Annotated in this window: 22 protein-coding genes; 13 read left to right on the forward strand and 9 right to left on the reverse strand. The window is 69.9% G+C overall.

Annotated features, from left to right (window positions below; all coding sequences use genetic code 11):
• The first annotated feature begins 109 nt into the window (after positions 1 to 109).
• The 5 genes from AB5J55_RS10065 to AB5J55_RS10085 all read left to right on the forward strand — a co-directional run bounded on the left by AB5J55_RS10065 (position 110) and on the right by AB5J55_RS10085 (position 4,490).
• Entirely contained in the window at positions 110 to 796 is a 687-nt protein-coding gene (locus AB5J55_RS10065) for a maleylpyruvate isomerase family mycothiol-dependent enzyme (protein WP_369270318.1), read from the forward strand.
• Positions 797 to 893: 97 nt separating this feature from the next.
• A complete protein-coding gene (locus AB5J55_RS10070) occupies positions 894 to 1,550 on the forward strand; it encodes an MBL fold metallo-hydrolase (protein ID WP_369270319.1) in 657 nt (218 codons plus the stop codon).
• Positions 1,551 to 1,939: 389 nt separating this feature from the next.
• Entirely contained in the window at positions 1,940 to 2,824 is an 885-nt protein-coding gene (locus tag AB5J55_RS10075; protein ID WP_369270320.1) for an ABC transporter substrate-binding protein, read from the forward strand.
• Positions 2,821 to 3,741 (forward strand): amino acid ABC transporter permease, encoded by a 921-nt coding sequence (locus AB5J55_RS10080; protein WP_369270321.1) that lies wholly within the window; start codon positions 2,821 to 2,823, stop codon positions 3,739 to 3,741. The genes AB5J55_RS10075 and AB5J55_RS10080 overlap by 4 nt, the downstream gene beginning before the upstream one ends.
• 20 nt (positions 3,742 to 3,761) lie before the next feature.
• Entirely contained in the window at positions 3,762 to 4,490 is a 729-nt protein-coding gene (locus AB5J55_RS10085) for an amino acid ABC transporter ATP-binding protein (protein WP_369276146.1), read from the forward strand.
• A gap of 94 nt (positions 4,491 to 4,584) precedes the next feature.
• On the opposite strand, the gene aroQ is transcribed toward AB5J55_RS10085, so the two are convergent.
• The gene (aroQ, locus tag AB5J55_RS10090) at positions 4,585 to 5,058 is read right to left on the reverse strand and encodes a type II 3-dehydroquinate dehydratase (RefSeq protein WP_369270322.1); all 474 of its coding nucleotides are present in this window, start codon (positions 5,056 to 5,058) and stop codon (positions 4,585 to 4,587) included.
• A 103-nt stretch (positions 5,059 to 5,161) separates the two neighbouring features.
• Here aroQ and AB5J55_RS10095 point away from each other — a divergent pair, with 103 nt between their 5' ends.
• Both AB5J55_RS10095 and AB5J55_RS10100 read left to right on the forward strand, forming a co-directional pair.
• Positions 5,162 to 6,208: a S66 peptidase family protein gene (locus tag AB5J55_RS10095; protein ID WP_369270323.1), complete on the forward strand. Its 1,047-nt coding sequence runs from the start codon at positions 5,162 to 5,164 to the stop codon at positions 6,206 to 6,208.
• Between the two features lie 63 nt (positions 6,209 to 6,271).
• Positions 6,272 to 7,576, forward strand: coding sequence for an MFS transporter (locus AB5J55_RS10100; protein WP_369270324.1), 1,305 nt, complete (start codon positions 6,272 to 6,274; stop codon positions 7,574 to 7,576).
• A gap of 53 nt (positions 7,577 to 7,629) precedes the next feature.
• On the opposite strand, the gene AB5J55_RS10105 is transcribed toward AB5J55_RS10100, so the two are convergent.
• From AB5J55_RS10105 to AB5J55_RS10135, 7 genes are all read right to left on the reverse strand, one after another.
• On the reverse strand, positions 7,630 to 8,730 hold the full coding sequence (locus AB5J55_RS10105; RefSeq protein ID WP_369270325.1) for a calcium:proton antiporter: 1,101 nt from the start codon (positions 8,728 to 8,730) through the stop codon (positions 7,630 to 7,632).
• Between the two features lie 103 nt (positions 8,731 to 8,833).
• Complete coding sequence (locus tag AB5J55_RS10110; RefSeq protein ID WP_369270326.1) at positions 8,834 to 9,148, reverse strand: hypothetical protein; 315 nt, start codon at positions 9,146 to 9,148, stop codon at positions 8,834 to 8,836.
• A gap of 130 nt (positions 9,149 to 9,278) precedes the next feature.
• The gene (locus tag AB5J55_RS10115) at positions 9,279 to 10,280 is read right to left on the reverse strand and encodes a TerC/Alx family metal homeostasis membrane protein (protein WP_369270327.1); all 1,002 of its coding nucleotides are present in this window, start codon (positions 10,278 to 10,280) and stop codon (positions 9,279 to 9,281) included.
• A 226-nt stretch (positions 10,281 to 10,506) separates the two neighbouring features.
• A complete protein-coding gene (locus AB5J55_RS10120; protein ID WP_369270328.1) occupies positions 10,507 to 12,582 on the reverse strand; it encodes a TerD family protein in 2,076 nt (691 codons plus the stop codon).
• Between the two features lie 53 nt (positions 12,583 to 12,635).
• Entirely contained in the window at positions 12,636 to 13,214 is a 579-nt protein-coding gene (locus AB5J55_RS10125) for a TerD family protein (protein WP_328882378.1), read from the reverse strand.
• 165 nt (positions 13,215 to 13,379) lie between these two features.
• Positions 13,380 to 15,524: an excinuclease ABC subunit UvrB gene (uvrB, locus tag AB5J55_RS10130; protein WP_369270329.1), complete on the reverse strand. Its 2,145-nt coding sequence runs from the start codon at positions 15,522 to 15,524 to the stop codon at positions 13,380 to 13,382.
• 40 nt (positions 15,525 to 15,564) lie between these two features.
• Positions 15,565 to 16,431, reverse strand: coding sequence for an MHYT domain-containing protein (locus tag AB5J55_RS10135; protein WP_369270330.1), 867 nt, complete (start codon positions 16,429 to 16,431; stop codon positions 15,565 to 15,567).
• Between the two features lie 279 nt (positions 16,432 to 16,710).
• Between AB5J55_RS10135 and AB5J55_RS10140 the strand changes: the two genes are divergently transcribed.
• From AB5J55_RS10140 to fdhA, 4 genes are all read left to right on the forward strand, one after another.
• Positions 16,711 to 17,577 carry a glycerophosphodiester phosphodiesterase gene (locus AB5J55_RS10140; RefSeq protein ID WP_369270331.1) on the forward strand — a complete coding sequence of 289 codons (867 nt, stop codon included), beginning with the start codon at positions 16,711 to 16,713 and terminating at the stop codon, positions 17,575 to 17,577.
• Positions 17,578 to 17,647: 70 nt separating this feature from the next.
• Positions 17,648 to 18,202 (forward strand): methylated-DNA--[protein]-cysteine S-methyltransferase, encoded by a 555-nt coding sequence (locus tag AB5J55_RS10145; protein WP_369270332.1) that lies wholly within the window; start codon positions 17,648 to 17,650, stop codon positions 18,200 to 18,202.
• Positions 18,203 to 18,396: 194 nt separating this feature from the next.
• Entirely contained in the window at positions 18,397 to 19,683 is a 1,287-nt protein-coding gene (locus tag AB5J55_RS10150) for an MFS transporter (protein WP_369270333.1), read from the forward strand.
• Between the two features lie 371 nt (positions 19,684 to 20,054).
• Positions 20,055 to 21,281 carry a formaldehyde dehydrogenase, glutathione-independent gene (gene fdhA / locus AB5J55_RS10155; protein ID WP_369270334.1) on the forward strand — a complete coding sequence of 409 codons (1,227 nt, stop codon included), beginning with the start codon at positions 20,055 to 20,057 and terminating at the stop codon, positions 21,279 to 21,281.
• 63 nt (positions 21,282 to 21,344) lie between these two features.
• Here the strand turns inward: fdhA and AB5J55_RS10160 are convergent, their stop codons facing one another.
• The gene (locus AB5J55_RS10160; protein ID WP_369270335.1) at positions 21,345 to 21,773 is read right to left on the reverse strand and encodes a VOC family protein; all 429 of its coding nucleotides are present in this window, start codon (positions 21,771 to 21,773) and stop codon (positions 21,345 to 21,347) included.
• 99 nt (positions 21,774 to 21,872) lie between these two features.
• Here AB5J55_RS10160 and AB5J55_RS10165 point away from each other — a divergent pair, with 99 nt between their 5' ends.
• Positions 21,873 to 22,781 carry a pseudouridine-5'-phosphate glycosidase gene (locus AB5J55_RS10165; protein WP_369270336.1) on the forward strand — a complete coding sequence of 303 codons (909 nt, stop codon included), beginning with the start codon at positions 21,873 to 21,875 and terminating at the stop codon, positions 22,779 to 22,781.
• On the forward strand, positions 22,778 to 23,719 hold the full coding sequence (locus tag AB5J55_RS10170; protein WP_369270337.1) for a carbohydrate kinase family protein: 942 nt from the start codon (positions 22,778 to 22,780) through the stop codon (positions 23,717 to 23,719). Before AB5J55_RS10165 ends, AB5J55_RS10170 begins: the two co-directional genes overlap by 4 nt.
• Positions 23,720 to 23,880 lie beyond the last annotated feature (161 nt).

Below are 23,880 nucleotides of genomic sequence, written 5' to 3' on the forward strand. Positions count from 1 at the left end.
GCCATCCAGCATGCCCGACGTCACGACCGACCCTATAGCACGCGCATTCGATTTACGGCACTCGTTCACCACCTTCACCCAAAGGTGTGGCGGGGCTAATGTCAGCACCATGATTGATCACGCTCGTGACCTGGTGTCTGTACGTGAAGCGACCGAAAGGCTGCTCACCGCAGCGGCCAAGCTGGACGACGCGTCGGTGGCCGAGCCGTCACGGCTTCCCGGCTGGAGCCGCGGCCACGTCCTCGCCCATATCGCCCGCAACGCCGACGCCCTCGTGAACGTCCTCGAGGGGCGGCCCATGTACGTCTCCGCCACCGCCCGGGACGCCGACATCGAGCGGGACGCCCCTCGGCCCCTCGATGTGCAGCTCACCGACGTGCGCGACAGCGGGGCCCGCTTCCAGGAGACGGGAGCGGCCCCCGCGGACTGGTCACGCACGGTGGAGCTGCGCAACGGGGTCACCGACGCGGCGGCCCGGGTGCCGTTCCGGCGCTGGGTCGAGGTGGAGCTGCACCATGTGGACCTCGGGATCGGGTACGAGCTGGAGGATGTGCCGGCGGAGTTCGTGGAGCGGGAGATCGACTTCCTCGCGGAGCGGTTCACCGGGCACCCCGATGTGCCGTCGACGCGTCTCACGGACGGCACGCGCGCGTGGAGCACGGGCCGCGAGGCAGGCACTCCCGAGGTCACCGTCCGAGGTTCCGGACCCGATCTGCTCGGTTGGCTCGCCGGACGCCGTGACGGCTCCGCGCTGACCGCGCAAGGCGGCATGCTGCCCTCGCTGCCCCCGCTGTAACAGCCGTACGGTCCCTGGGCCGCTCTGCCCCCAACGGCTCGCCCGCTGCGGCGGCCCGGACGGCCCAGGGACCGCTCTGCCGCTATAGGCTGCCGACATGACGTACAGCGGACAGGTGACGGTCGGTGGCCCTGCCGACGTGCACGAGCTCAAGGACCTGATGATCACCAAGATCGCGGTCGGCCCGATGGACAACAACGCCTATCTGCTGCGCTGCCGGGCCACCGACGAGCAACTGCTGATCGACGCCGCCAACGAGGCGGACACGCTGCTGGGCATGATCGGCGACGACGGCATCGCGTCGGTCGTCACCACCCACCAGCACGGCGACCACTGGCAGGCGCTCGCTGCGGTCGTCGACGCCACCGGCGCTCGCACGTACGCCGGCCGGGACGACGCCGACGGCATCCCGGTGCCGACCGACGTCCTGGTCGACGACGGCGACATCATCCGGGTGGGGCACGTGGAGCTCACCGCGCGCCACCTGGTCGGGCACACGCCGGGGTCCATCGCTCTCGTCTACGACGACCCGCACGGACATCCCCATGTGTTCACCGGGGACTGTCTGTTCCCGGGCGGTGTGGGCAACACCCGTAAGGACCCGAAGGCATTCGCCAGTCTGATCCACGACGTCGAGACCAAGATCTTCGACGCCCTACCGGACGAGACATGGGTCTACCCGGGGCACGGCAACGACACCTCGCTGGGCGCGGAACGGCCCCATCTGCCGGAGTGGCGCGCGCGGGGCTGGTGACCGCGGGCTGGTGACGGGGCTGGTCACAGCGGGGCTGGTCACAGCCGGGGGGCTTCGTGAGGCAGCCCCGGCAAGCACGCGCGCCGTGCGCTCCCCGCGCACGCGCCCCGTGTGAACCGTTCACACGCGTTGGTGTCCTGCGTGCGCTCCCGGCGCGCGTTGTTGCGCAGTCAACTGGAAGCAGCCCCGCGAAGGATGACGGCTCCTGAGCGGTAAGGGCCGCCGGTCTTCAATCCCCGCCCTCGACCGGCGGCCCCGGCGGCGGCTGGTGCCATGGAAGTGCCGTGGAAGCGGGCTGTGTTCACAAGAACGCAACACCCCTTCCCACTATGCGGAAACTGACCGTCGTGACCTCGACAAACACGACGGCCCACTGCCAATGTCGCGCCATGCACCTTGCCCCTCGCGCCCTGCGCCGCGCCGTCTGCGTCGCCACGACAGCCCTGCTCGCCACCGCTCTCGGCTGTGCTCCGCAGCCGGAGGAGAAGGCCACCGGAACACCGTCGGGATCGGCCGGGAACACCTGCGCCAAGGGTGAGTTGGCCACCAAGACCTCCGGCAAGCTCACGATCGCCACCGACGAGCCGGCGTACGAGCCCTGGTTCAAGGACGACAAGCCGGCCAACGGCGAGGGCTTCGAGTCGGCGGTCGCGTACGCCGTGGCCGAGCAACTCGGCTACGGCAAGAGCACCGTCGTCTGGCAGAGCGTGCCTTTCAACAAGGCCTTCGCACCAGGCGAGAAGACCTTCGACTTCGACATCAACCAGGTGTCGATCAGCGACGAGCGCAAGAAGGCCGTGGACTTCTCCTCCGGCTACTACGACGTCCGCCAGGCCGTCATCGCGCTGAAGGGAACCAAGGCCGCCGAGGCGAAGAGCGTCGCGGACCTGAAGGGCCTCAAGCTCGGCGCCCAGGTCGGCACGACCAGCCTCGGCTACATCGACGACGTGGTGAAGCCGACCCGACAGGCCGCCGCGTACGCCAAGAACGACCAGGCCAAGTCCGCGCTGAAGAACGGTCAGGTGGACGCCGTCGTGGTCGACCTGCCGACCGCCTTCTACATCACCGCCGCCGAGGTGACGGATGCGACGGTCGTCGGCCAGTTCGAGAACCAGGGCGGTACGCCGGAGCAGTTCGGGCTCGTGCTCGACAAGGGCAGCGCGCTCACCGCGTGCGTGTCGGCCGCCGTCGACGCCCTGCGCGAGGACGGCACTCTGGGCAAGCTGGAGCAGCAGTGGCTGTCGGACGCCGTCGACGCTCCGGTGCTCAAGTGACGGTCACGAAGGAGGAGTCCGGCCAGGAAGGCGCGGGCGGCGACGGTGGCATGTCGGGCGCGGGCGGCGACGGCTACGTCCCCTCCCGGCGACGTCTCGACCGCGAGGCCTACAAGCGTGCCCGCGCCCGCCGAGCCACGGCCATCGCGGCGCTCTCCACGCTGGTCAGTGGCGTCGTTCTCTACCTGGTCGTGGTCAACGCGCCGGGCTGGCCGCGCACCAAGGAGACGTTCTTCGACTGGCAGTACGCGCGCGAGGCGTTCCCGAAGATCCTCGAAGGGCTCTGGCTGAACGTCCGGCTGCTACTGATCTGCGGCGCGGCCGTGCTGGTCCTCGGGATGCTCATCGCCGTCGCCCGCACGCTGCGCGGCCCGGTGTTCTTCCCGCTGCGGGCGCTGGCGGCCGCCTACACGGACTTCTTCCGGGGCCTTCCGCTCATCATTAACCTCATGATCGTCGTCCTCGGCGTCCCCGCGCTGCGGCTGCAGGGCGTGACCGTGGATCCCGTACTGCTGGGCGGTACGGCCCTGACACTGACGTATTCGGCGTACGTGGCCGAGGTGTTCCGCGCGGGCATCGAGTCCGTCCACCCCTCACAGCGCGCCGCGGCACGCTCGCTCGGTCTCACCAACCGCCAGGCGCTGCGGCACGTCGTCCTGCCGCAGGCCGTACGCCGTCAGGTACCGCCCCTCCTGAACGACCTGGTGTCGCTGCAGAAGGACACCGGGCTGGTGTCGATCGGCGGTGCGGTGGACGCGGTTCGGGCCGCGGACATCATCGTGGGCCGCAGCCTCAACTACACGCCGTACATCGTCGCGGGCCTGGTCTTCGTGGCGCTGACCATCCCGATGACACGCTTCACGGACTGGGTGACGGCACGGATGGACCGTCGGCGCGCCCAAGGAGGAGCCCTGTGAGCGACGTATCCGTGCTGCGCATGGAGTCCGTGCGCAAGACCTTCGGCAGTTCGGTCGTGCTGCGGGACGTCGACCTGGAGGTCGCCGCGCACACGGTGACCGCGCTGATCGGCGCCTCCGGCTCCGGCAAGTCCACGCTGCTGCGGTGCGCGAACCTGCTGGAGGACATCGACGACGGCGCGATCTGGCTGGACGGCGAGGAGATCACCGATCCACGCGTCGACCAGGACGCCGTACGGCGCCGTATCGGCGTGGTGTTCCAGGCGTACAACCTCTTCCCGCACATGACGGTCCTGGACAACATCACCCTTGCCCCGCGGCGCGTGCACGGCGTTTCCCGGGCGGAGGCCGAGGCACGCGCGCGTGAGCTGCTGGAGCGGCTCGGGCTGGCCGACAAGGCCGGCGAGTACCCGGACCGGCTGAGCGGCGGTCAGCAGCAGCGGGTCGCGATCGTGCGCGCCTTGGCCGTACGTCCCCGGCTGCTGCTGCTCGACGAGATCACCGCCGCCCTCGACCCAGAGCTCGTCGGCGAAGTCCTCACCGTCGTCCGCGATTTGAAGGAGGACGGGATGACGATGGTGCTGGCCACACACGAGATGGGGTTCGCCCGCGACGTGGCCGACCAGGTTTGTTTTCTGGACTCAGGCGTGGTGCTGGAGCACGGCACGGCCGAGCAGATCTTCGGCGATCCGCAGCAGGAGCGCACCCGGCGCTTCCTGCGGAGGATCGTGGAGGCGGGACGTCTGTAAGGCCGCGAGGCATGTTCAGGCACCGTCTCAGACATGTGTAAGGACCGCCTCACCATGGCGGGCGGTCCTTACATCCGCGCCCCGCCCGCCCACATCACATGTCCGCCTGCCCCGCCCCGGCCAGCGCCGCGACCCGCTCCACCCCGAACACGTACCCCTGCACACCGCACCCCGCGATGACCCCCTCGGCGCGCAGCGAGACGTACGAGTGGTGCCGGAACGACTCGCGCTTGTGGATGTTGGAGATGTGGACCTCCAACACCGGAAGGCCGTCACAGGTGTTGAGGGCATCCAGGATCGCCACGGAGGTGTGCGAGTAGGCACCGGGATTGATCACGATCCCGCAGTGATTCAGCCGTGCCTCGTGGATCCAGTCGACCAACTCCCCCTCGTGGTTGGACTGCCGGAAGTCGATCGTGCCGCCGTGCGCGGCAGCCGCCTTGGCACACAGGGCCTCCACATCGGCCAGGGTCTCGGAGCCGTAGATCTCCGGCTGGCGCTGGCCGAGCAGGTTCAGGTTGGGGCCGTTGAGGATCATGATCGGGGCGTTGGCCAGGGTGCGGGGCACGGTTCCTCCGGTCCGTTCGGGTTGCGCGGTCCGTCGAAGACCGCTGCTCAGACCCCGGTTTATCACGGTGCACGGTGCACGCCGTGCGTCCTACCCTCCCGGTATGACCATGATCTCGTACCCTCCCAAGCCCTCCCCGGGCGACCGCGTCGCCATCATCTCCCCCGGTGCCGGCCTGCCCGGGCTCTTCCCGCTCCCCTACGAGCTGGGGCTGGAGCGGCTGCGCAAGGAGTACGGACTCGAACCGGTCGAATACCCGGCGACCCGCAAGATGGGCTCCACGCCTCAGGAGCGTGCCGACGACATCCACGCCGCCTTCGCCGACCCGGACATCAAGGCGGTCATCGCGTCCATCGGCGGCGACGACCAGATCACCGTGCTGCCGCTGCTGGACCGGGAGTTGATCCGGGCGAACCCCAAGCCGTTCTTCGGAATGAGCGACAACACGAACCTGCTCATGTTCCTGCGCAACACCGGAATCGTGGGCTATCACGGCGTGAGCGTGATGTGCGAGCTGGGCCGACCCGGCGCCATGCACCCCCAGACCGCCGACTCCCTGCGGGCCGCCCTGTTCACCTCGGGTGAGTACGAACTCGGGCCCGCCGAGCGCTGGAACGACATCAATCGCGACTGGGCCGACCCGACAACGTTCGAGGCGGAGCCGGAGACGCGGCCCGGAGGCGGGTGGACCTGGGTGAACGCCGACCAGGTGGTGGAAGGCCGCACCTGGGGCGGCTGTCTGGAGATCGTCGGCTGGCTGCTGATGGCCGACCGGGAGATCGCACGTGACCTCTCGGAGTACGACGGCGGAGTGCTGTTGCTGGAGACGTCGGAGGAGATGCCGAGCGCCAACGAGGTCTTCTGGACCCTGCGCAACATGGGCGAGCGCGGGCTGCTCCAGCGCTTCTCCGCGCTGCTGATGGGACGTGCGAAGACGTGGTCCTTCGAACACCCCAACGGCCCGGAGGAGGCCGCTCGTTACGCCGCTGAGCAGCGCGAAGCCGTGCTGCGCGCCATGCGCACGTATGCCCCCACCACCCCCATCGTCTTCGACGTGGACCTCGGACACACCGATCCACAGCTCGTCATCCCTTACGGCGGCACCGTGCGTGTCGATGGCCCCGCCCGGCGCATCACTGTCACGTACTGAACGCGGCCGACCGCCCCCGCGCGCCCCCCGTAACTCGTGGTCACCGTGGGTAGTTGACGCAGCATGCACGACGTACGCACCGTAAAGACGCCCTCCATGCTGCGGCTCGCCGCCGCGTCGCTCGCCGGCACCGCCATCGAGTTCTACGACTTCTTCGTCTACGGGACCGCGGCGGCGCTGGTCCTCGGGCCGCTGTTCTTCCCGACGTTCTCGCCGGTGGCGGGAACCCTGGCCGCCTTCGCGACGTTCGGCGTGGGCTTCGTGGCGCGGCCACTGGGGTCGGTGCTGTTCGGGCACCTCGGGGACCGGCACGGACGCCGGCCGGTCCTCGTCGCCTCGCTGCTGCTGACCGGCGCCTCAACGGTCGCGGTCGGCTGCGTGCCGACGTACGACACCATCGGTGTGGCCGCTCCCCTGCTGCTGCTCCTTCTGCGCTTTCTTCAGGGGCTCGGGCTCGGCGGCGAGTGGGGCGGGGCCGTCCTGCTGACGGTGGAGCACGCGCCCGCCGGGCGGCGCGGTCTGTGGTCGAGCTTCCCGCAGGTCGGGCCCGCGCTGGGCTTCCTGCTCGCCAACGGTGTGGTGCTGGGGCTGTCGACGACGCTGTCCGATGCGCAGTTCGCCGCGTGGGGATGGCGGGTGCCGTTCTGGGCGGCAGGCGTGCTCGCGCTGGTGGGGCTGTGGCTGCGGTCGTCGCTCACCGAGAGTCCTCGGTTCCTCGAAATCGACGAGCCCGCGCGTGTGCCGCTCGCCGAGGTCGTCCGTGACCACTGGCGGCTCGTTCTCCTGACGGCCGGGGCCCTGTCGATCGGATACGCGATCTTCTACACCGTGACGACCTGGTCCCTCGCCTACGCCACCGAGCGGCTCGGCGTGGGCCGCGGCGTCATGCTGGTCTGCATCATGGGCGCGGTGGTGGTGAAGGGCTCGCTCACACCGGTGGTGGCGATTCTCGGCGACCGGTACGGCCGGCGGCCCCTGTGCCTGATCGGATGCGCTGCCTCCGCCCTGTGGATGTTCCCGTTGGTGGCGCTTCTCGCCACGGGCGAGCCGCTGCTGATGTTCCTCGGTTTCCTCGGGGCGATGCTCGCGTTCATCACGATGTTCGCGGTGATCGCCGCGTATCTGCCGGAGTTGTACGAGCCCCGGGTGCGCTGCACGGGCGCCGCGGTGGGCTACAACCTCGGCGGCGTCCTCGGGGGCGCGCTCACGCCGATCGTGGCGACGGCGCTCGTCGAGCAGGGTGGTCGGGTGCCCTGGGGTGTGGGGGCGTATCTCACGGGGGTCGCGCTGCTCAGCCTGGGGTGCTTCGCGCTGCTGCCCGAGACGCGTCCGGTGGCGGCGGTGGCGGCGGAGCCCGCCACGGGGTGACGGGCTCCGGAACGCCGGGACAGCGGGACACCGGGTGCTGCGGAACTCGGCGGCTACGGATTGAGCGCGAGCTCCAGGTAGGCCGCGAACAGCACCAGGTGGACCCCACCTTGCAGCGGTGTCGCCCGGCCCGGCACCACAGTCAGCGCACTCACCACCACGGTCAGGGCGAGCAGCACCATGTGGGTGGGGCCGAGGCCGAGGACGAGCGGGCCGGAGAGCCAGACGGAGGCCAGGGCGACCGCGGGGATGGTCAGGCCGATACTGGCCATCGCCGAGCCGAGCGCGAGGTTCAGACTGGTCTGCACACGGTCGCGGCGGGCGGAGCGAAGCGCGGCGATCGTCTCGGGAAGCAGTACCAACAGGGCGATGATCACGCCGACGACGGCATGCGGAAGGTCGGCCGCCGCCACTCCGGACTCGATGGTGGGCGACACACCCTTGGCCAGGCCGACCACGCCGACCAGGGCCAGGCCCAGCAGCCCCAGGCTGATCAGGGCGGTGCGTCGAGAGGGCGCGTCGGCGTGGTCGTCCGCGGTGATCACGTCGCCCTGCCGGCTGATGGGGAGGAAGTAGTCGCGGTGCCGCACGGTCTGGGTGGTCACGAAGAGGCCGTACAGGATCAGCGACGAGATCGCGGCGAACGTCAGCTGCACGGTGGAGAACTCCGGGCCCGGCTTGCTCGTGGTGAACGTCGGTAGCACGAGGCTGAGCGTGGCCAGGGTGGCGACTGTCGCGAGGGCGGCGCCGGTGCCCTCGGGGTTGAAGACCGCCGTACGGTGCCGCAGCGAGGCGACCAGCAGACACAGGCCGACGATGCCGTTGCAGGTGATCATCACGGCCGCGAAGACCGTGTCCCGGGCGAGGGTGGAGCTCTTGTCGCCGCCATCGACCATCAGGGTCACGATCAGGGCGACCTCGATGATCGTGACGGCGACGGCGAGAACGAGGGAGCCGAACGGTTCGCCGACGCGGTGCGCGACCACCTCAGCGTGGTGTACGGCGGCCAGGACGGCACCCGCGAGGACCAGCGTCACCAGCGCGACGACCGCGCCGGGCAGGTCCCGTCCCCAGGTGAAGGCCAGCAGGACGACCGCGAGCACCGGCACGAGGTACGTCCACCCTGTCGTGAGCGACCTGAGCCGATCGATCATGGAGCGATCGTCGCAGAGGGCTTGGGGGTTCGCATTCCGGTCCGAGTGGTTGTCAGGTGGCCCCGCGCCCTCGGGTTGCGGGGCCCCTGCCTTTCGTATGTCGCTACGCGAAATCGGTCGTCTCCTGTACGTCGCAGTCCGTGAAGGACGGCGGCGCGGTGCACAGCGCGGCCATCTGCTCCGCGAACTTGGTCGTCTCGGGGTCGTCGCTGTTGCGCATCGCGTCCTCGTAGGAGGCGAACTCGATCACTGCGAGGTAGCGGTTGGGCTGCCCTCGGTCCTTGAGGACGATGCGTCGCGTGGGGCCGCCGTCGCGGCCCGCCAGGCGCTGTTCCGTCTCGTGGGCCAGTTCCCGCATCTCGTCGATGCGCTCGGTCTCGAAGTCGATGATCTGTACGAACTTGATGGGTGCGTCCACAGGTGCCTCCACCCCCGGCCGTGGTGTCCCCGGACGGGGACACCCCAGCACCCAACGAAGCACCGGGAGCGGTGCTCGGCAATTCGCTGGGCACCACTCCCGGTGTTGGTTCTTCCTACGTCCGACGTGGTCAGACGTCGATGCTGTCCTTCGGAGCGCCTTCGCTCCGCTCCTGCGCCGCCTCGGCCGCCGCCTTCTTCTTGGAGGCCCTCAGGCTGGTGATCGTGGTGACGATCAGGACGGAGCAGATCACGCCCAGCGAGACCGGAATGCTGATCTCGGGGACGTGCACCCCGGACTCGTGCAAGGCGTGCAGCACCAGCTTGACGCCGATGAAGCCGAGGATGATCGACAGGCCGTAGCTGAGGTGGACCAGCTTCTTCAGCAGGCCACCGATCAGGAAGTACAGCTGCCGCAGACCCATCAGCGCGAAGGCGTTGGCCGTGAACACGATGTACGGGTCCTGGGTCAGGCCGAAGATCGCCGGGATGGAGTCGAGGGCGAAGAGCACGTCGGTGGTACCGATCGCCAGCATCACGACCAGCATCGGGGTCATGACCCGCTTGCCGTTCTCCTGGATCCACAGCTTGGTGCCGTGGTACCGGTCAGCGACACCGAACCTGCGCTCGGCCGCCTTCAGCAGCTTGTTCTCCTCGAACTCCTCGTCCTCCTCGCCGGCCCGGGCCTCCTGGATGAGCTTCCAGGCGGTCCAGATCAGGAAGGCACCGAAGAGGTAGAACACCCATGCGAAGCTGGCGAGGATCGCGGCCCCCGCGGCGATGAAGATCGCCCGCAGCACCAGGGCTATGAGGACACCGACCAGCAGCACTCGCTGCTGGTACTGGGACGGCACCGCGAACTTCGCCATGATCAGGACGAAGACGAAGAGGTTGTCGACACTCAGCGACTTCTCGGTGATGAAGCCCGCGAAGAACTCGCCGCCGGCCTGTCCGCCGCCGAAGATCAGCAGGCCGAGGCCGAAGAGGCCTGCCAGGGCGATCCAGACGACCGTCCAGATACCGGCTTCCTTGATCGAGACGTCGTGCGGCTTGCGGCCGATGAAGAAATCGACGGCGATCAGGGCGGCAAGGCCCACGATGGTCAGGACCCATAGGGTCGTGGAAACTTCCACTGCTGCGCCTCCGGCAGTCGTAACGGCAAATGTCAGCGTCGTCGCGCGCCGGAGGTCTCTTCCACCCACTATGGGCCGACGCCCCGGGATCTGGCCGGATCCGTATTGACGGGTACGTCGCAGCGACAGGGAGTACTCCCCTCCGTGCAATGAACAGTACCCCAATCACCAAGGGAAGGTAAAGCAAATGGCAAAATAAGCACCAAGTTCGCAGGTCAGGGGCGCTTTACCGGTACTTGGCCCGGGCTGCGGCGACCTGTGCGAGCACGTGCTGGAGCACCTGGCTGCCGGGCGGCACGAGCGGGGGCTCGTAGGTCCAGGCGTGCCCCACCCACGGGTCGGCGAGGTGATCGTCCGGTGTCGGAGTCAGGCGCATCAGCGAGCGCCACAGCGGGTCGAGCAACGGACCGTAGGCGGCCGCCTCCTCGCGGTCCGCGACCATCATCAGGTGGACGCCGACGGCCGGACCCTCGTCCGCCAGGTAGCGCAGCTGGTTCACCGCGCGGTCGTCGAAGCCGTGCGGGAAGTCGTTGACGATCAGCAGCTGCTCGGACGTGTCGAAATCGGGCGGCAGAGAGTCGGGGGCACCGCCGCGCACCGCCATCTGCACCAGGTCGACACGCTGGGTGAGCTGCGCGAGGACCTCCGCGACACCGGCCGCGCCCACGGCGGGCGGGGCAGCGAGCACACCGGTCTGCACCAGCGGTACGAGTGCCTGTGCGCCCGACCCGGCGGGATCGACGACATGCACGGTGAACTCGCCCGCCGGATAGACGGCGAGCAGCCGTGCCGCGTGCGCCACCGCCGTCTCCATCGCGAGGCGCCGCAGGTCATGGGAGTCCGTGTAGGAGCCGTCGAGCGAGCCGCTGCTTCCGCTGTCGATCCACAGGCCCCGCTCCAGCGGCAGCCGGACCAGCATCGGGATGCGCAACCGGTCGCTCTCGGGCAGGTGGAGGTCGCCCAGGCGCAGGGCCATGGGGATCTCCATCGGTACGCGGTAGCCGTGCCAGACGGGGTTGTCCCAGCGCGCGAACGCAAGCGGCAGCGCGGGTTCGACGACCTCGGACTCGGCGGTGAGCTGGGCGATGTCCCGGTCGAGCGTCGCCCTGGCCTGGTTGACGAGCTGGGTGTGCTTGGCCTGGGCCGCCTCGCGCGCGGCGTCGCCCTGACCGCCGATCCGGCTGCGCGGGTCCGACAGGACCTGGTCGAGTTCCTTGTCCATGCGCGAGTCGGCGAAGTCGACCGCGCTGCGGTAGGCGGCTGTCGTGCGGGCCAGGTCCTCGAACATGCCCCACACCTGGTTGTAGAGCCGCTCGTCCATGGACCAGCCGGTGGCGTCGCCCGCGACGGGCTGCGCCGGCTGCCCGGGCTGGGCCGGGGGTGCGGTCGGCGGGGGCGGCGGCGGAGCCGCGTTCTGCCGGCCCGGGTGGCTGTAGTTGATGGGGCCGCCCGAGGTGGGAGCGGACGGCTGGGCCGGGTCGGCGGCGCCGGTTGCGCCCTGGTACGACGGCTGCGGCGCGGGCTGGCCCGGGAGGCCGGGCGTCTGTGTGCCGTACGGGGACGTCGGCGGCGGTGTGGGCTGGCCGGGCGCCCCCGGCGTCTGCGTGCCGTACGGCGACGTCGGATGCGACACGGGGCCTGATGTGCCCTGCGATGCAGGGCCGCTCTGGTCCGGGCCGAGGGCCGGCGCGGCCGCCTGCCGGGAGCGGTCGCCGTCCGTGCGTGGCGGGGGTGCCGGCACCGAGCGGGCCATGCCCTGGGCCACCGCTTCGTTGATGCTGCCGGCGAGTTGCTGGGCCTGGGGCAGGCCTTGGTCGGTCAAGAGGTCGGCGAGGCCGCCGGCGTACCCCTGGCCGATGGCGCGTACCTTCCAGGCGTCCTGGCGGCGGTAGAGCTCCAGCGCCACGACGGCCGACTCGGCCTCGAGGCCGGTGACGGTGTAGCTGGCGACCTCGGTGCCGTCGAGGCCGGTGACCGCGACGAAGGGGGTCGCGACGGCGCCGAACCGGGTCGGGCCGCCGGCCCCCGTCGGCAGGGCGAGCAGCACACTGACACGGTGGACGGCCTCCGGCATGGCGTCCAGATCGACCGCAAGACGATGGTCGGCGGCCGCCTGCCGGGAGACCTCGAGGCCGGGCAGGGTGGGGGCGCCGGGGTGGGCCACCCATTCGACGCCGTGGATCCTGCCCTGCTCGTCGCCGAGCGTGGCTGCGGCCACGATCGGCGTGCCGGCCGAAATCCGGACCTCCAGACGGGCCTGGGAGAGCGGGTGGTTCTGCCCCCGCACCAGCTCGGCCGTCATGCCTTCGTCCCCCTGTGTCGCTTGTCGTGTCGTGTGCGGCTCGCCGGGCGGGCCTACAGGTGCGGCAGGATCGCCGGCATCAGGTCCTGGAAGGTACGGCCGTTGGCCGGGGTGCCGAGGGCGGTCATCGACCAGCCCGGACCCGAGCGGTGCACCTTCGCCATGATCTGCGCGGTGTACTGGCCGCCGCCGGCCAGCGTGTAGCGGGCGAGCTCCTCGCCGTTGGTCTCGTCGACCAGGCGGCAGAACGCGTTCTGCACCTCCTGGAAGGTCTGGCCCGTGAAGGAGTTCACGGTGAAGACGATCTGGTCGATGTGGACCGGGATGCGCGCGAGGTCGACGAGGATCGCCTCGTCGTCGCCGCCCTGGCCGACACCGCCGACCAGGTTGTCACCGGTGTGGCGAACCGAGCCGTCGTCGCTCACCAGGTGGCGGAAGAAGACGACGTCGACCGGCTGCTTGTCCGCGAACAGGACGGCGGAGGCGTCGAGGTCGACCTCCCGCGTGCGCGAGCCGAACAGGCCGCGCCGGGGAGCCGCCTGCCAGCCGAGACCCATGCGCACCGCGGTCAGGCTGCCGCCGTCGTTCTTCTGCAGACTGATGGCCTGACCCTTGGTCATGTTGACGGTCACGTGCTGATTCCCCTCTCGAGCTGTCCCCTGTTGGCCGCGGAGTCCGCGGATGACGAGAACCCTACGCAGGGGCACTGACAGTGACGTACCCCGGTCCCCACTTTGTGTCGGTCTTGCAACACAGCGAGTACCGGGAGGTCGGCCGACGACCGTTCCAGCAGCCTCTCAGGCCAGGCCCGCCTCCTTCATCTGGCGCAACTCCTTCTTCATCTCGGACACCTCGTCGCGCAGCCGAGCCGCGATCTCGAACTGCAGATCCGCGGCCGCGGCACGCATACGCTCCGTCAACTCCTCGATCTGCTCGGCGAGATCGGCCGCCGGGCGGTCGGTCGGCACCGTCTCCTTCGCCTTGCCCTTGGCGGCCTTGCCCGCCTTCGCGCCCTTGGCCTTGTCGCCGAGGGAGGGCACGGGCGCCTTGGTGCCCCGGCCGTCCTTCTTGGCGCGGTAGCCGGTGCCGAGCAACTGCTCGGTGTCGACGTCCTCGCGGGCGATCTGCGCGACGATGTCGTTGATCTTCTTGCGCAGCGGCTGGGGGTCGATGCCCTTCTCCGTGTTGTACGCGACCTGCTTCTCCCGGCGGCGGTTGGTCTCGTCGATGGCCTTCTCCATCGCCGGGGTGATCTTGTCGGCGTACATGTGAACCTGGCCGGAGACATTGCGCGCCGCGCGGCCGATGGTCTGGATGAGGGAGGTGCCGGAGCGCAGGAAGCCCTCCTTGTCGGCGTCGAGGATCGCCACGAGTGACACCTCGGGCAGGTCGAGGCCCTCTCGGAGGAGGTTGATGCCGACAAGGACGTCGAACTCGCCGGCTCGCAGCTCGCGCAGCAGCTCGACGCGGCGCAGGGTGTCTACGTCGCTGTGCAGATAGCGCACCTGGATGCCGAGCTCCAGGAAGTAGTCGGTGAGGTCCTCGGCCATCTTCTTGGTGAGGGTGGTGACCAGGACGCGCTCATCCTTCTCGACACGCACCCGGATCTCGTGCACCAGGTCGTCGATCTGCCCCTCGGTGGGCTTGACGACCACCTCCGGGTCGACGAGGCCGGTCGGGCGGATGATCTGCTCGACGTGACCGTCGCCGCGAGAGAGTTCGTACTTGCCCGGGGTCGCCGACAGGTAGACCGTCTGCCCGATGCGCTCCTGGAACTCCTCCCACTTCAGGGGGCGGTTGTCGAGGGCGGAGGGCAGGCGGAAGCCGTGGTCGACGAGCGTGCGCTTGCGGGAGGCGTCGCCCTCGTACATGGCTCCGATCTGCGGCACGGTGACGTGCGACTCGTCGATGACGAGCAGGAAGTCGTCCGGGAAGTAGTCCAGCAGGGTGTTCGGCGGGGAGCCGGGCGAGCGGCCGTCGAAGTGCATCGAGTAGTTCTCGACACCGGAGCAGCTGCCGATCTGACGGAGCATCTCGAGGTCATAGGTCGTACGCATCCGCAGGCGCTGGGCCTCCAGGAGCTTGCCCTGGTTCTCCAGCTCGGAGAGGCGCTCGCCGAGCTCCTTCTCGATGTCGTTGACGGCCCGCTCCAGGCGCTCGGGGCCCGCGACGTAGTGGGTGGCCGGGAAGACGTACAGCTGCTCGTCGTCGCTGATGATCTCGCCGGTGAGCGGGTGGAGCGTGGACAGTGCCTCGATCTCGTCGCCGAACATCTCGATGCGGACGGCGAGCTCCTCGTAGACCGGGAAGATCTCGATGGTGTCGCCGCGCACGCGGAAGGTGCCGCGGCTGAAGGCGAGGTCGTTGCGCGTGTACTGGATGTCCACGAAACGGCGCAGCAGCTGGTCCCGGTCGATCTCGTCGCCGACCTTGAGGGGGACCATGCGGTCCACGTACTCCTGCGGGGTGCCGAGGCCGTAGATGCAGGAGACCGAGGCGACCACGACGACGTCGCGGCGGGTGAGCAGCGAGTTGGTCGCGGAGTGCCGCAGGCGCTCGACCTCCTCGTTGATCGAGGAGTCCTTCTCGATATAGGTGTCCGACTGCGGGACGTAGGCCTCGGGCTGGTAGTAGTCGTAGTACGAGACGAAGTACTCGACGGCGTTGTTCGGCAGCAGCTCGCGGAACTCGTTCGCCAGCTGGGCGGCCAGCGTCTTGTTCGGCGCCATCACCAAGGTGGGGCGCTGGAGCTTCTCGATCATCCACGCGGTGGTGGCGGACTTGCCGGTGCCGGTCGCGCCGAGCAGGACGACGTCCTTCTCGCCGGCTTCGACACGCCGGGCGAGATCGGCGATGGCCTGCGGCTGGTCGCCGCTGGGCTGGTAGGGGCTGACGACCTCGAAGGGCGCCACCGTGCGTTCGATGCTGGAAACGGGCCGCATGACGTCAACCGTACGACCCTCCACTGACAACGCGGTCCGATCAGTGGTTTTGCGGGGTCCGGGAGCCTCGGTGGTCCTGGTTGCGACGGGTGCGCAGCTGCGGGCGGCGGGCCTGGTGCGGGGCCGTCGTGTGGGCCGGGACGCCGGGCTTGTGCTCGGCGGGGACCACCGCTGGTTTCCCCATGATCATGTGCGGGTCGAACAGCACTACGGCACCGGCCAGGAGCAGGAAGGTAAGGGGGCCGACCAGCATCGGCGCGAGCAGGCCGGCGGGTGAGTCGCCGGTCGCGGGCGCGTCCGCGCTGTGCAGATGGACGCTGAGGGCGGCCATGCCCGTGTAGTGCATACCGCTGACGGCGAGGCCCATGACGAGGCTGGCGCCGACGCTCCACATGAGCCCTCTGACCTGTCCGGCGGCCCACAGCGCGGCAGTGGCGGCCACCATCGCTATGGCGACGGAGATGCCGACGGTGAGCGTGTTGTATTCCAGCTTGCCGTTGAGCCGCATGCCGGCCATGCCCAGGTAGTGCATTGAGGCGATGCCCAGACCGGTGATGGTGCCGCCGGTGAACAGAGCCGTTCCGCGGGCGCCTTTGTAGCCGACGATGAAGATCCCCATACCGACCATGACGATGGCGACGGCGAGGCTCGCGAACGTCATCGGCTTGTCGTAGTGGATCGGTGTCTCCTTGACCGTGAACCCCATCATCGCGACGAAGTGCATGGTCCATATGCCGGAGCCGATGGCCGCCGACCCCAGGGCGAGCCAGCCCGGGCGCCAGGACTGCGAGACGAGCATCGATCTGGTGGTGCAGCGCAGGCCGAGCGCACCGCCGAGGCAGGCCATGAGGTAGGCCACCAGCGGGGTGACGAGTCCGTAGCTGAATCCGTCGATCGTGCCCTGCATACGCAGCTGCCCTTCCCGCCCTCGTACGTCCCGGAACTGTGAAAAACGCGCCCCCTCCCAGGACCGCCCGAGCGGTTCAGGGTTGAGGCAGAGAGTAACTCCCACCGGAATGGTCGAACGATTTTCCGGCAAAGAAACACGGCCTTGCCCCAGTTGTGCGGCATGAGTGAGCGGGCCCGGACCACTCCATTCAATCTGTGGCCATTCTGTACTCCTCCAGCGTTGACCCTCTGCTGCCACAGTTGTGCTGTCCGTGATCGTTCGACGCGAGGAGTACGCATGCACGCGCGCGTTGTAGCCGCCACGACGACCGCAGTCCTGGGAACCGCCGCGCTACTGCTTCCCGCGCCCCACGCCCGGGCCGGCGCCGAGCGGCCCACGGTCATCGCACACCGAGGGGCCTCCACCTACGCACCCGAGAACACGCTGGCCGGTGTCGACAAGGCCGCCGAACTGGGCATCGGCTGGGTCGAGAACGACGTGCAGCGCACCAAGGACGGGGAACTGGTCGTCCTCCACGACGACAACCTGAAGCGCACGACCGATGTGGAGCAGGTCTTCCCCAACCGGGCGCCCTGGAAGGTGAAGGACTTCACCGCCGCCGAGATCGCCCGGCTGGACGCGGGCAGCTGGTTCGGCCCCGCATACGCGGGCACGCGCGTGCCGACGCTGGGGCAGTTCATGGACCGGGTGGAACTGCACCACCAGAAGCTGCTTCTGGAGATCAAGAACCCTGACCTGTACCCGGGCATCGAGCAGCAGACGCTCAAGGCCCTGGACAACGAGGGCTGGCTCGACGCGCCCCACCTGACCCGGCTGATCGTGCAGAGCTTCAGCGCCGACAGCGTGCGGACCGTCCATGAGCTGAAGCCGGCTGTGAAGACCGGCTTCCTGGGGACGCCGCCCGTCGCGGACCTGTCCTGGTACGCGACCTTCGCCGACCAGATCAACCCCTCGTACACCTCCATCTCCACGGGTTATGTCAACTCCGTCCAGGCGTTCGAGGGGCCGCACGGCAGGCCGATGGAGGTGTTCACCTGGACCGTGAACGACGCGGACACCGCCCGACTGGTCGCCGGGTACGGCGTCGACGGGATCATCACCAACAGCCCCGACGTGGTGCGGGACGCCCTGCCCGAGGAGTGAAGGCCGCCCGGCTCCGGTGCCGGATGCCCGTTCGCGGGGCGTTGTCAGTGGTGGGTCGTACGGTTGGCGCATGGACAGCCATGGGCAGTACGAGCAGCAGGTCGTGTGGGCCGTCGTCGGTACCGACATCGGTCCGCTGATGCTGGCCGCGACCCGCGACGGCCTGGTCAGCGTCGTGTTCCACGCCACGGAGAAGGTGCGTGAGAAGACGCTCGACCGACTGGCGTCCCGACTGGGCACCGAGCCGGTCGAGGCGCCCGACTCCCCGCTGCTGACCGAGGCGATACGTCAGATGGAGGAGTACTTCGCGGGTGCGCGCCACGACTTCGAGCTGCCGCTGGACTGGTCGCTGATCTCCGGATTCAACCGGCAGGTGCTGCACGAGCTGGCCTCCGGTGTCCCATACGGCAGTGTCGTCGGCTACGGCGATCTGGCCGGGCGGGTCGGGCAGCCGGGCGCGGCCCAGGCGGTGGGAATGGCGATGGGCGCCAATCCGCTGCCGGTCGTCGTGCCCTGTCACCGGGTCGTGGAGAGCGACGGCGGCATCGGAGGGTTCGGGGGCGGGCTGGAGACCAAGCGGAAGCTGCTCGCACTGGAGGGAGTCCTGCCGGAGCCGCTCTTCTGATCTCCTGATGATCTTCCGAGGGCTTCACATTCTTCACACTGTGAAGGCTCCTCGGTCCCTCGCGGGGTTGGGCAGGCAGGGGATGAGGGGGACACTGCGCCTGTGACGACACCTTTCACCCACTTGTATGCGGCCCATTCGCTGTGTTGTCCCCTGCCGACCCGCGGGGCGGGCCGTACAGCCGGGTGCGCGTCGTGACCGCCGTGGAGCGGCAGGTCGTCGTTCCCGTCCCGCCCGACCGGTTGCCTGCACTGCGCCGCCGAATCTCGGGCGTGCTGATCACCACGCAGATCCTGGGCGGCCTGGGCGTCGCCACCGGAATCGCGCTCGCTGCGGTCCTGGCCAAGGAGGTCAGCGGCACCGAGTCGCTGTCCGGGCTCGCGCCCACCGCGACCGTCGCCGGCACGGCGGTGTTGTCGATGCCGCTCGCCGCGCTGATGACCGCGCGAGGGCGAAGGCCGGGACTCGTACTGGCCTATCTCATCGGGGCCGTGGGCGCCGGTGTCACGGTGCTCGCGGCAAGCATCGGGAGCTTTCCGCTGCTGCTGTGCGGGATGGCGGCGTTCGGCGCGGCCTCGTCGGCGAATCTGCAGGCGCGGTTCGCCGCCGCGGATCTGGCCGAGCCGGAACATCGGGCCCGGGCCATCTCCCTCGTCGTGTGGGCGACCACGATCGGCGCGGTCCTCGGCCCGAACATCGCCGCGCCCGCCGGCCGTAGCGTCACGGGACTCGGGATACCCGCCGCGGCGGGGCCGTTCCTGTGGGCGGCGGGGATCTTCCTGATATCCGCGGTCGTGGTGGCAGTACTGCTGCGGCCGGACCCGCTGCTGACGGCACGTGCGCTCGCACCGGCCGAGGAGCAGTCGCCCGCGGCCCGTTCGCTGCGCGCCGGGATGGCAGCCGTGGCCGCCTCGCCGCGGGCGCGGCTCGCGGTGGTGACGGTGGCCGTCGCGCACACGGCGATGGTCTCGGTGATGTCGATGACCCCGGTCGACCTCGCGCACCACGGCGCGGGCATCGATCTGATCGGGCTGGTCATCAGCGGGCACATCGCCGGCATGTACGCGTTCGCGCCGCTCATGGGGCGGCTGTCGGACCGGCTGGGGCGGCTGTCCGGGATCGGGCTCGCCGTGGGGTTGCTGGCCTGCGCGGTGTTCGTCGCCGGTACGGCGGGCGGCAGTCATGGGCAGACGGCCTTCGGGCTCTTCGTGCTGGGGCTCGGCTGGTCGGCGGCGCTCGTCTCCGGTTCCGCGCTGCTCACGGACTCCGTGCCGCAGCCCGCCCGAGCCGCCGCGCAGGGGCTGTCGGATCTAGCCATGAACGCCTCCGCGGGCATCGGCGGGGCTGCCGCCGGACTGGTGGTCGCGCAGGCGAGCTACGCCTGGCTGAACTTCGCCGCCGCGTGCCTGCTGCTGCCGTTGGCGGGGCTGGCTCTGTTCACCCGGGGCAGGCGGACGGAGAAGGCCCTGCCTGGCGACTGACGCCACGCCCCCGGGCGCTCGGCTCGCCACGACGGACTCACGTCGGCTGGCTCAGGCCACGAGGAACGCAGGAAACGCACGGCCGCCCGCTCCGCCCAGTCCAGTCCCCCGGTCCGCAAGCTCTGCTCGTCCAGACCGGTCCGCAACCTCTGCTCGTCCGGGGCGCCCCGCCCGGTCCGCCTGTCCGCCCCGTCCGCCCGGGACGCAAGCCCTGCCCGCGCGGCTCGCGCAGGGCCAAAGCAGACCGGGCGCTTCCGGTAGCCGCGAGGACTGGCCGGAGCCCATCTGTAGTAGCAGACTCGGCCATACGCACAGCCGCTGGCATCCGACTGGCATCCGGAAGACCCGGGCCGAAGGGACGGCGATCACGCATGAGCGGAAACAGGGCAGTGGCGTATCTCAAGCCGGGCACGGTGGAGGTCAGGTCCATCGACTATCCCTCGCTCGAGCTGCAGGACGGACCGGGAGTCGCCCCCGACAACGTCGGCCGCAAGTGTCGGCACGGGGTGATTCTCAAGGTCCTCGCGACCAACATCTGCGGAAGTGACCAGCACATGGTGCGCGGGCGGACGACCGCGCCGGAGGGGCTGGTACTAGGACACGAGATCACCGGAGAGGTCGTCGAACGGGGTCCGGACGTCGAGACCATCGACGTCGGCGACATCGTCTCCGTACCGTTCAACATCGCCTGCGGGCGGTGTCGTAACTGCAAGGAGCGCAAGACCGGCATCTGCCTGAACGTGAACCCGGCCCGGCCCGGGGCCGCGTACGGCTATGTCGACATGGGCGGCTGGGTCGGCGGACAGGCCGAGTTCGCCATGATCCCCTACGCGGACTTCAACCTGCTGAAGTTCCCCGACCCGGACCAGGCGCGCGCGAAGCTGCTCGATCTGACGATGCTGTCGGACATCTTCCCGACCGGCTTCCACGGCGTGGTCAGCTCGGGTGCGGGCGTCGGCTCGACGGTGTACGTCGCCGGGGCGGGCCCGGTCGGGCTCGCGGCGGCCGCTTCGGCGCATCTGCTGGGCGCCGCCGTCGTCATCGTCGGCGACCTGAACCCCGAACGCCTGGCCCAGGCGCGCAGCTTCGGCTGCGAGACCGTCGACGTCTCGCAGGGCAGTGTGGAGGAGCAGATCGCGCAGATCCTCGGGGAACCCGAGGTGGACGCCGCAGTGGACGCGGTCGGCTTCGAAGCGCGGGCCCACGGCCCGAACGCCCAGGAGGCCCCCGCGACGGTCCTCAACTCGCTGATGGGCGTCACGCGCGCGGGCGGTGCCCTCGGCATCCCCGGCCTGTACGTCACGGACGACCCCGGAGGGATCGACCAGGACGCCAAGTCCGGGACGCTGAAGGTGCGGCTGGGCCTCGGCTGGGCCAAGAGCCACCGCTTCACGACCGGACAGTGCCCGGTCATGCAGTACCACCGGGGCCTGATGATGGCGATCCTGCACGATCGGGTGCACATCGCCAAGGCGGTCAACGCGACCGTGATCGGGATCGAGGACGCACCACAGGGCTACGCCGAGTTCGACCAGGGCGCCAGCCGCAAGTACGTGCTGAATCCGCATGGGGCGCTGGACGGCCTACGGGCAGCCTGACGTCCCGGGCTCCGACGTCCCGAGAAACGGGGGCCACGCGCGCGTGGCCCCCTGCTCGGCGTCCTAGTCGTAGTGCCGGGCCTCGAAGATGTTGCCGTCGGGGTCACGGAAGTAGAAGCTGCGCTTGGCCTTGCCGCGGGCGCCGAAGGAGTCGTACGAGTACTCCGAGACCGGTACGTCCTGCTCCTCCAGATGGCTGCGCAGCCCGTGGAAGTCGGCCTCCGGCAGGGACAGGCAGACGTGATTGACCGGGTGTCCGGCGCTGCGGGCGGCGTCGGGGAGCATCTTCATGCGCTCCGCCATGGTCATCGGCATGAGGTCGAGAATGGTCTCGTCGTTGACGCGCACCGAGGGGAACGGCGCCTCGCCCGCGATGAAGTCCGTGAGTCTGACGGGCAGCATGCCGAGCGTCTTCTCGTAGAACGCGGCCGACGCGGCCGGGTCGCTCACCCAGAGAACCACGTGGTCGAGGCGTGTCGTGTTGTCGGTCATGCATTCCAGGCTGGTGGTGTCTCACACATGCCGCAAGGGTTTGACCCGGTGCGCCGCCCGCCAGAGATGAGGGAGGACCGACGGACAGGAGGCAGGCGCGTGGTGCTGATGGTGTCGGAAGAGGTACGGGAGGCGGTCGACGCGCGTCGACCTGTGGTGGCCCTGGAGTCCACGATCATCGCGCACGGGCTGCCACGCCCCCGCAATCTGCAGGTGGCGCTGGAGCTGGAGGACGTCGTACGGCAGGAGGGTGCCGTTCCCGCGACGATCGCCGTGCTGGACGGGCGGCCCCACGTCGGCCTGGACAAGGAGCAGCTGGAGCGGATCGCGAACGAGGACGGGATCCGCAAACTGGGGCACCGGGATCTGCCGCTCGCGGTGGCCTCCGGGGCGAGCGGGGCGACCACGGTGTCGGCGACGGCTCTGCTGGCTGCCCTGGCGGGCGTACGCGTGTTCGCGACGGGCGGGCTCGGCGGTGTGCACCGGGAGTGGACGGTGACGCAGGACGAGTCGGCCGACCTGGGCCTGCTGGCGCGGGCGCGGATCACGGTGGTGTGCGCCGGCGTGAAGTCGATCCTGGATGTCCCGGCGACCCTGCAGCGCCTGGAGACGCTCGGCGTCGCCGTCGCCGGCTACCGAACGGAGCGCTTCCCCGGCTTCTACCTGTCCGACTCGGGGCATCCGGTGGACTGGACGCTCGGGTCTCCGCCAGAGGTGGCCGAGGTGATGCGCGCTCAGGACGCGCTCGGCGGGCCGGAGTCGGCGCTGATCGTCGCCAATCCGGTGCCGGAGGAGGAGCAGCTGGATCCCGAGCTGCACGCGCGTGTGCTCGCCGACGCGCTGCACGCGTGCGAGGAACAGGGCATCACGGGTCAGGCGGTCACGCCGTTCCTCCTGGACTACTTGGTACGGCACACGGACGGGGCCTCCCTGAGCGCCAACCTCGCGGCGGTGCGCGGCAACGTACGGCTGGCGGGGCGCATCGCGGCGGCCTGGGCCGGGGCGTGAGCGAGCCGGAGAGGGGGTCCGCCCCGGCCGGCCGGCGCGACGGCGCACTGCTGGTCGTCGGCGACGTGGTCACGGACGTCATCGCCCGGCACCGGGGACCGCTCGCCTCGGGTACGGACACCGCGGCGGCCGTCCGGACGGTGCCGGGCGGCGCCGGGGCCAATGTGGCCTGCTGGGCGGCGTATTGGGGCGCCACGGAGGTGCGGCTGCTGGGGCGCGTGGGAGCGGACGCTGCCGCGTGGCACGAGCGGGCGCTGACGGCGAGCGGAGTACAGCCCTGTCTCGTGGTGGATCCGCAGGCGCCGACCGGGACGGTGATCTGCCTGGTCGACACGGGCGCGGCTGCCGAGCGGACGTTCCTCACCGACAGCGGGGCGTCCCTGCGGCTCGACCCCGGCGACTGGTCGGATGCCCTGCTCGACGGTGTCGCATGGCTGCACCTCTCGGGGTACCTGCTGTTCTCCGAGCCGAGCCGCGCGCTGGTGACGGCTGCGTTGGCGTCCGCACGCGCGCGTGGAGTGCCGGTGAGCCTGGACCCGGCGTCGGCGGGCTTCCTCGTGGAGCTGGGCGTCGACCGTTTCCTGACCCTGGTGGAGGGCCTGGAGGTCCTGCTGCCGAGCCGTGACGAGGCGTGTCTGCTCACCGGGCTGCCCGATGCGGTGGACGCGGCAGCCAAGTTGAGTCGCCATGTCCCGCTGGTGGTCGCCAAGCAGGGCGCGGACGGCGCCATGGTGGCCAGGTCGGGCACCGTGAGCGCCCACGTCCCTGCCATGCCGACGGCGCCGAGGGACACCACGGGAGCCGGCGACGCCTTCACCGGTGCCTTCCTCGCGGCCCTGCTCGCGGGCACCCGGCCCGAGGACGCGGCGCGGGAGGGTTGCCGGGCAGGTGCGCTGGCGGTGGAGCGAGTGGGCGGAAGACCGCCGGCGCCGGAGTGACGGCAGCCGACGCCGGCGGAAGCGATGCCGGCACTCCGGTACCTGAAGCGGTGTCAGCTCTCCGATACCTGAAGCGGTGTCAGCTCTCCGGTGACTGAAGGACCTCAGCTCTCCGGTGGCGGAGGCGACGCCGGCTCCCCGATGTCTGAGGTGATGTCAAC

The sequence above is a fragment of the Streptomyces sp. R11 genome, from assembly GCF_041051905.1.
GTDB lineage: Bacteria > Actinomycetota > Actinomycetes > Streptomycetales > Streptomycetaceae > Streptomyces.

Bases quoted from the DNA above. Each gene is read 5' to 3' on its own strand.
- AB5J55_RS10145 (WP_369270332.1), top strand. From the start codon at position 17,648: ATGGACAGCCATGGGCAGTACGAGCAGCAGGTCGTGTGGGCCGTCGTC.
- AB5J55_RS10100 (WP_369270324.1), top strand. From the start codon at position 6,272: ATGCACGACGTACGCACCGTAAAGACGCCCTCCATGCTGCGGCTCGCC.
- fdhA (WP_369270334.1), top strand. From the start codon at position 20,055: ATGAGCGGAAACAGGGCAGTGGCGTATCTCAAGCCGGGCACGGTGGAG.
- AB5J55_RS10120 (WP_369270328.1), bottom strand. From the start codon at position 12,582: ATGACGGCCGAGCTGGTGCGGGGGCAGAACCACCCGCTCTCCCAGGCC.
- AB5J55_RS10095 (WP_369270323.1), top strand. From the start codon at position 5,162: ATGACCATGATCTCGTACCCTCCCAAGCCCTCCCCGGGCGACCGCGTC.
- AB5J55_RS10140 (WP_369270331.1), top strand. From the start codon at position 16,711: ATGCACGCGCGCGTTGTAGCCGCCACGACGACCGCAGTCCTGGGAACC.
- AB5J55_RS10160 (WP_369270335.1), bottom strand. From the start codon at position 21,773: ATGACCGACAACACGACACGCCTCGACCACGTGGTTCTCTGGGTGAGC.
- uvrB (WP_369270329.1), bottom strand. From the start codon at position 15,524: ATGCGGCCCGTTTCCAGCATCGAACGCACGGTGGCGCCCTTCGAGGTC.
- AB5J55_RS10105 (WP_369270325.1), bottom strand. From the start codon at position 8,730: ATGATCGATCGGCTCAGGTCGCTCACGACAGGGTGGACGTACCTCGTG.
- AB5J55_RS10085 (WP_369276146.1), top strand. From the start codon at position 3,762: ATGGAGTCCGTGCGCAAGACCTTCGGCAGTTCGGTCGTGCTGCGGGAC.
- AB5J55_RS10065 (WP_369270318.1), top strand. From the start codon at position 110: ATGATTGATCACGCTCGTGACCTGGTGTCTGTACGTGAAGCGACCGAA.
- AB5J55_RS10075 (WP_369270320.1), top strand. From the start codon at position 1,940: ATGCACCTTGCCCCTCGCGCCCTGCGCCGCGCCGTCTGCGTCGCCACG.
- AB5J55_RS10070 (WP_369270319.1), top strand. From the start codon at position 894: ATGACGTACAGCGGACAGGTGACGGTCGGTGGCCCTGCCGACGTGCAC.
- AB5J55_RS10135 (WP_369270330.1), bottom strand. From the start codon at position 16,431: ATGCAGGGCACGATCGACGGATTCAGCTACGGACTCGTCACCCCGCTG.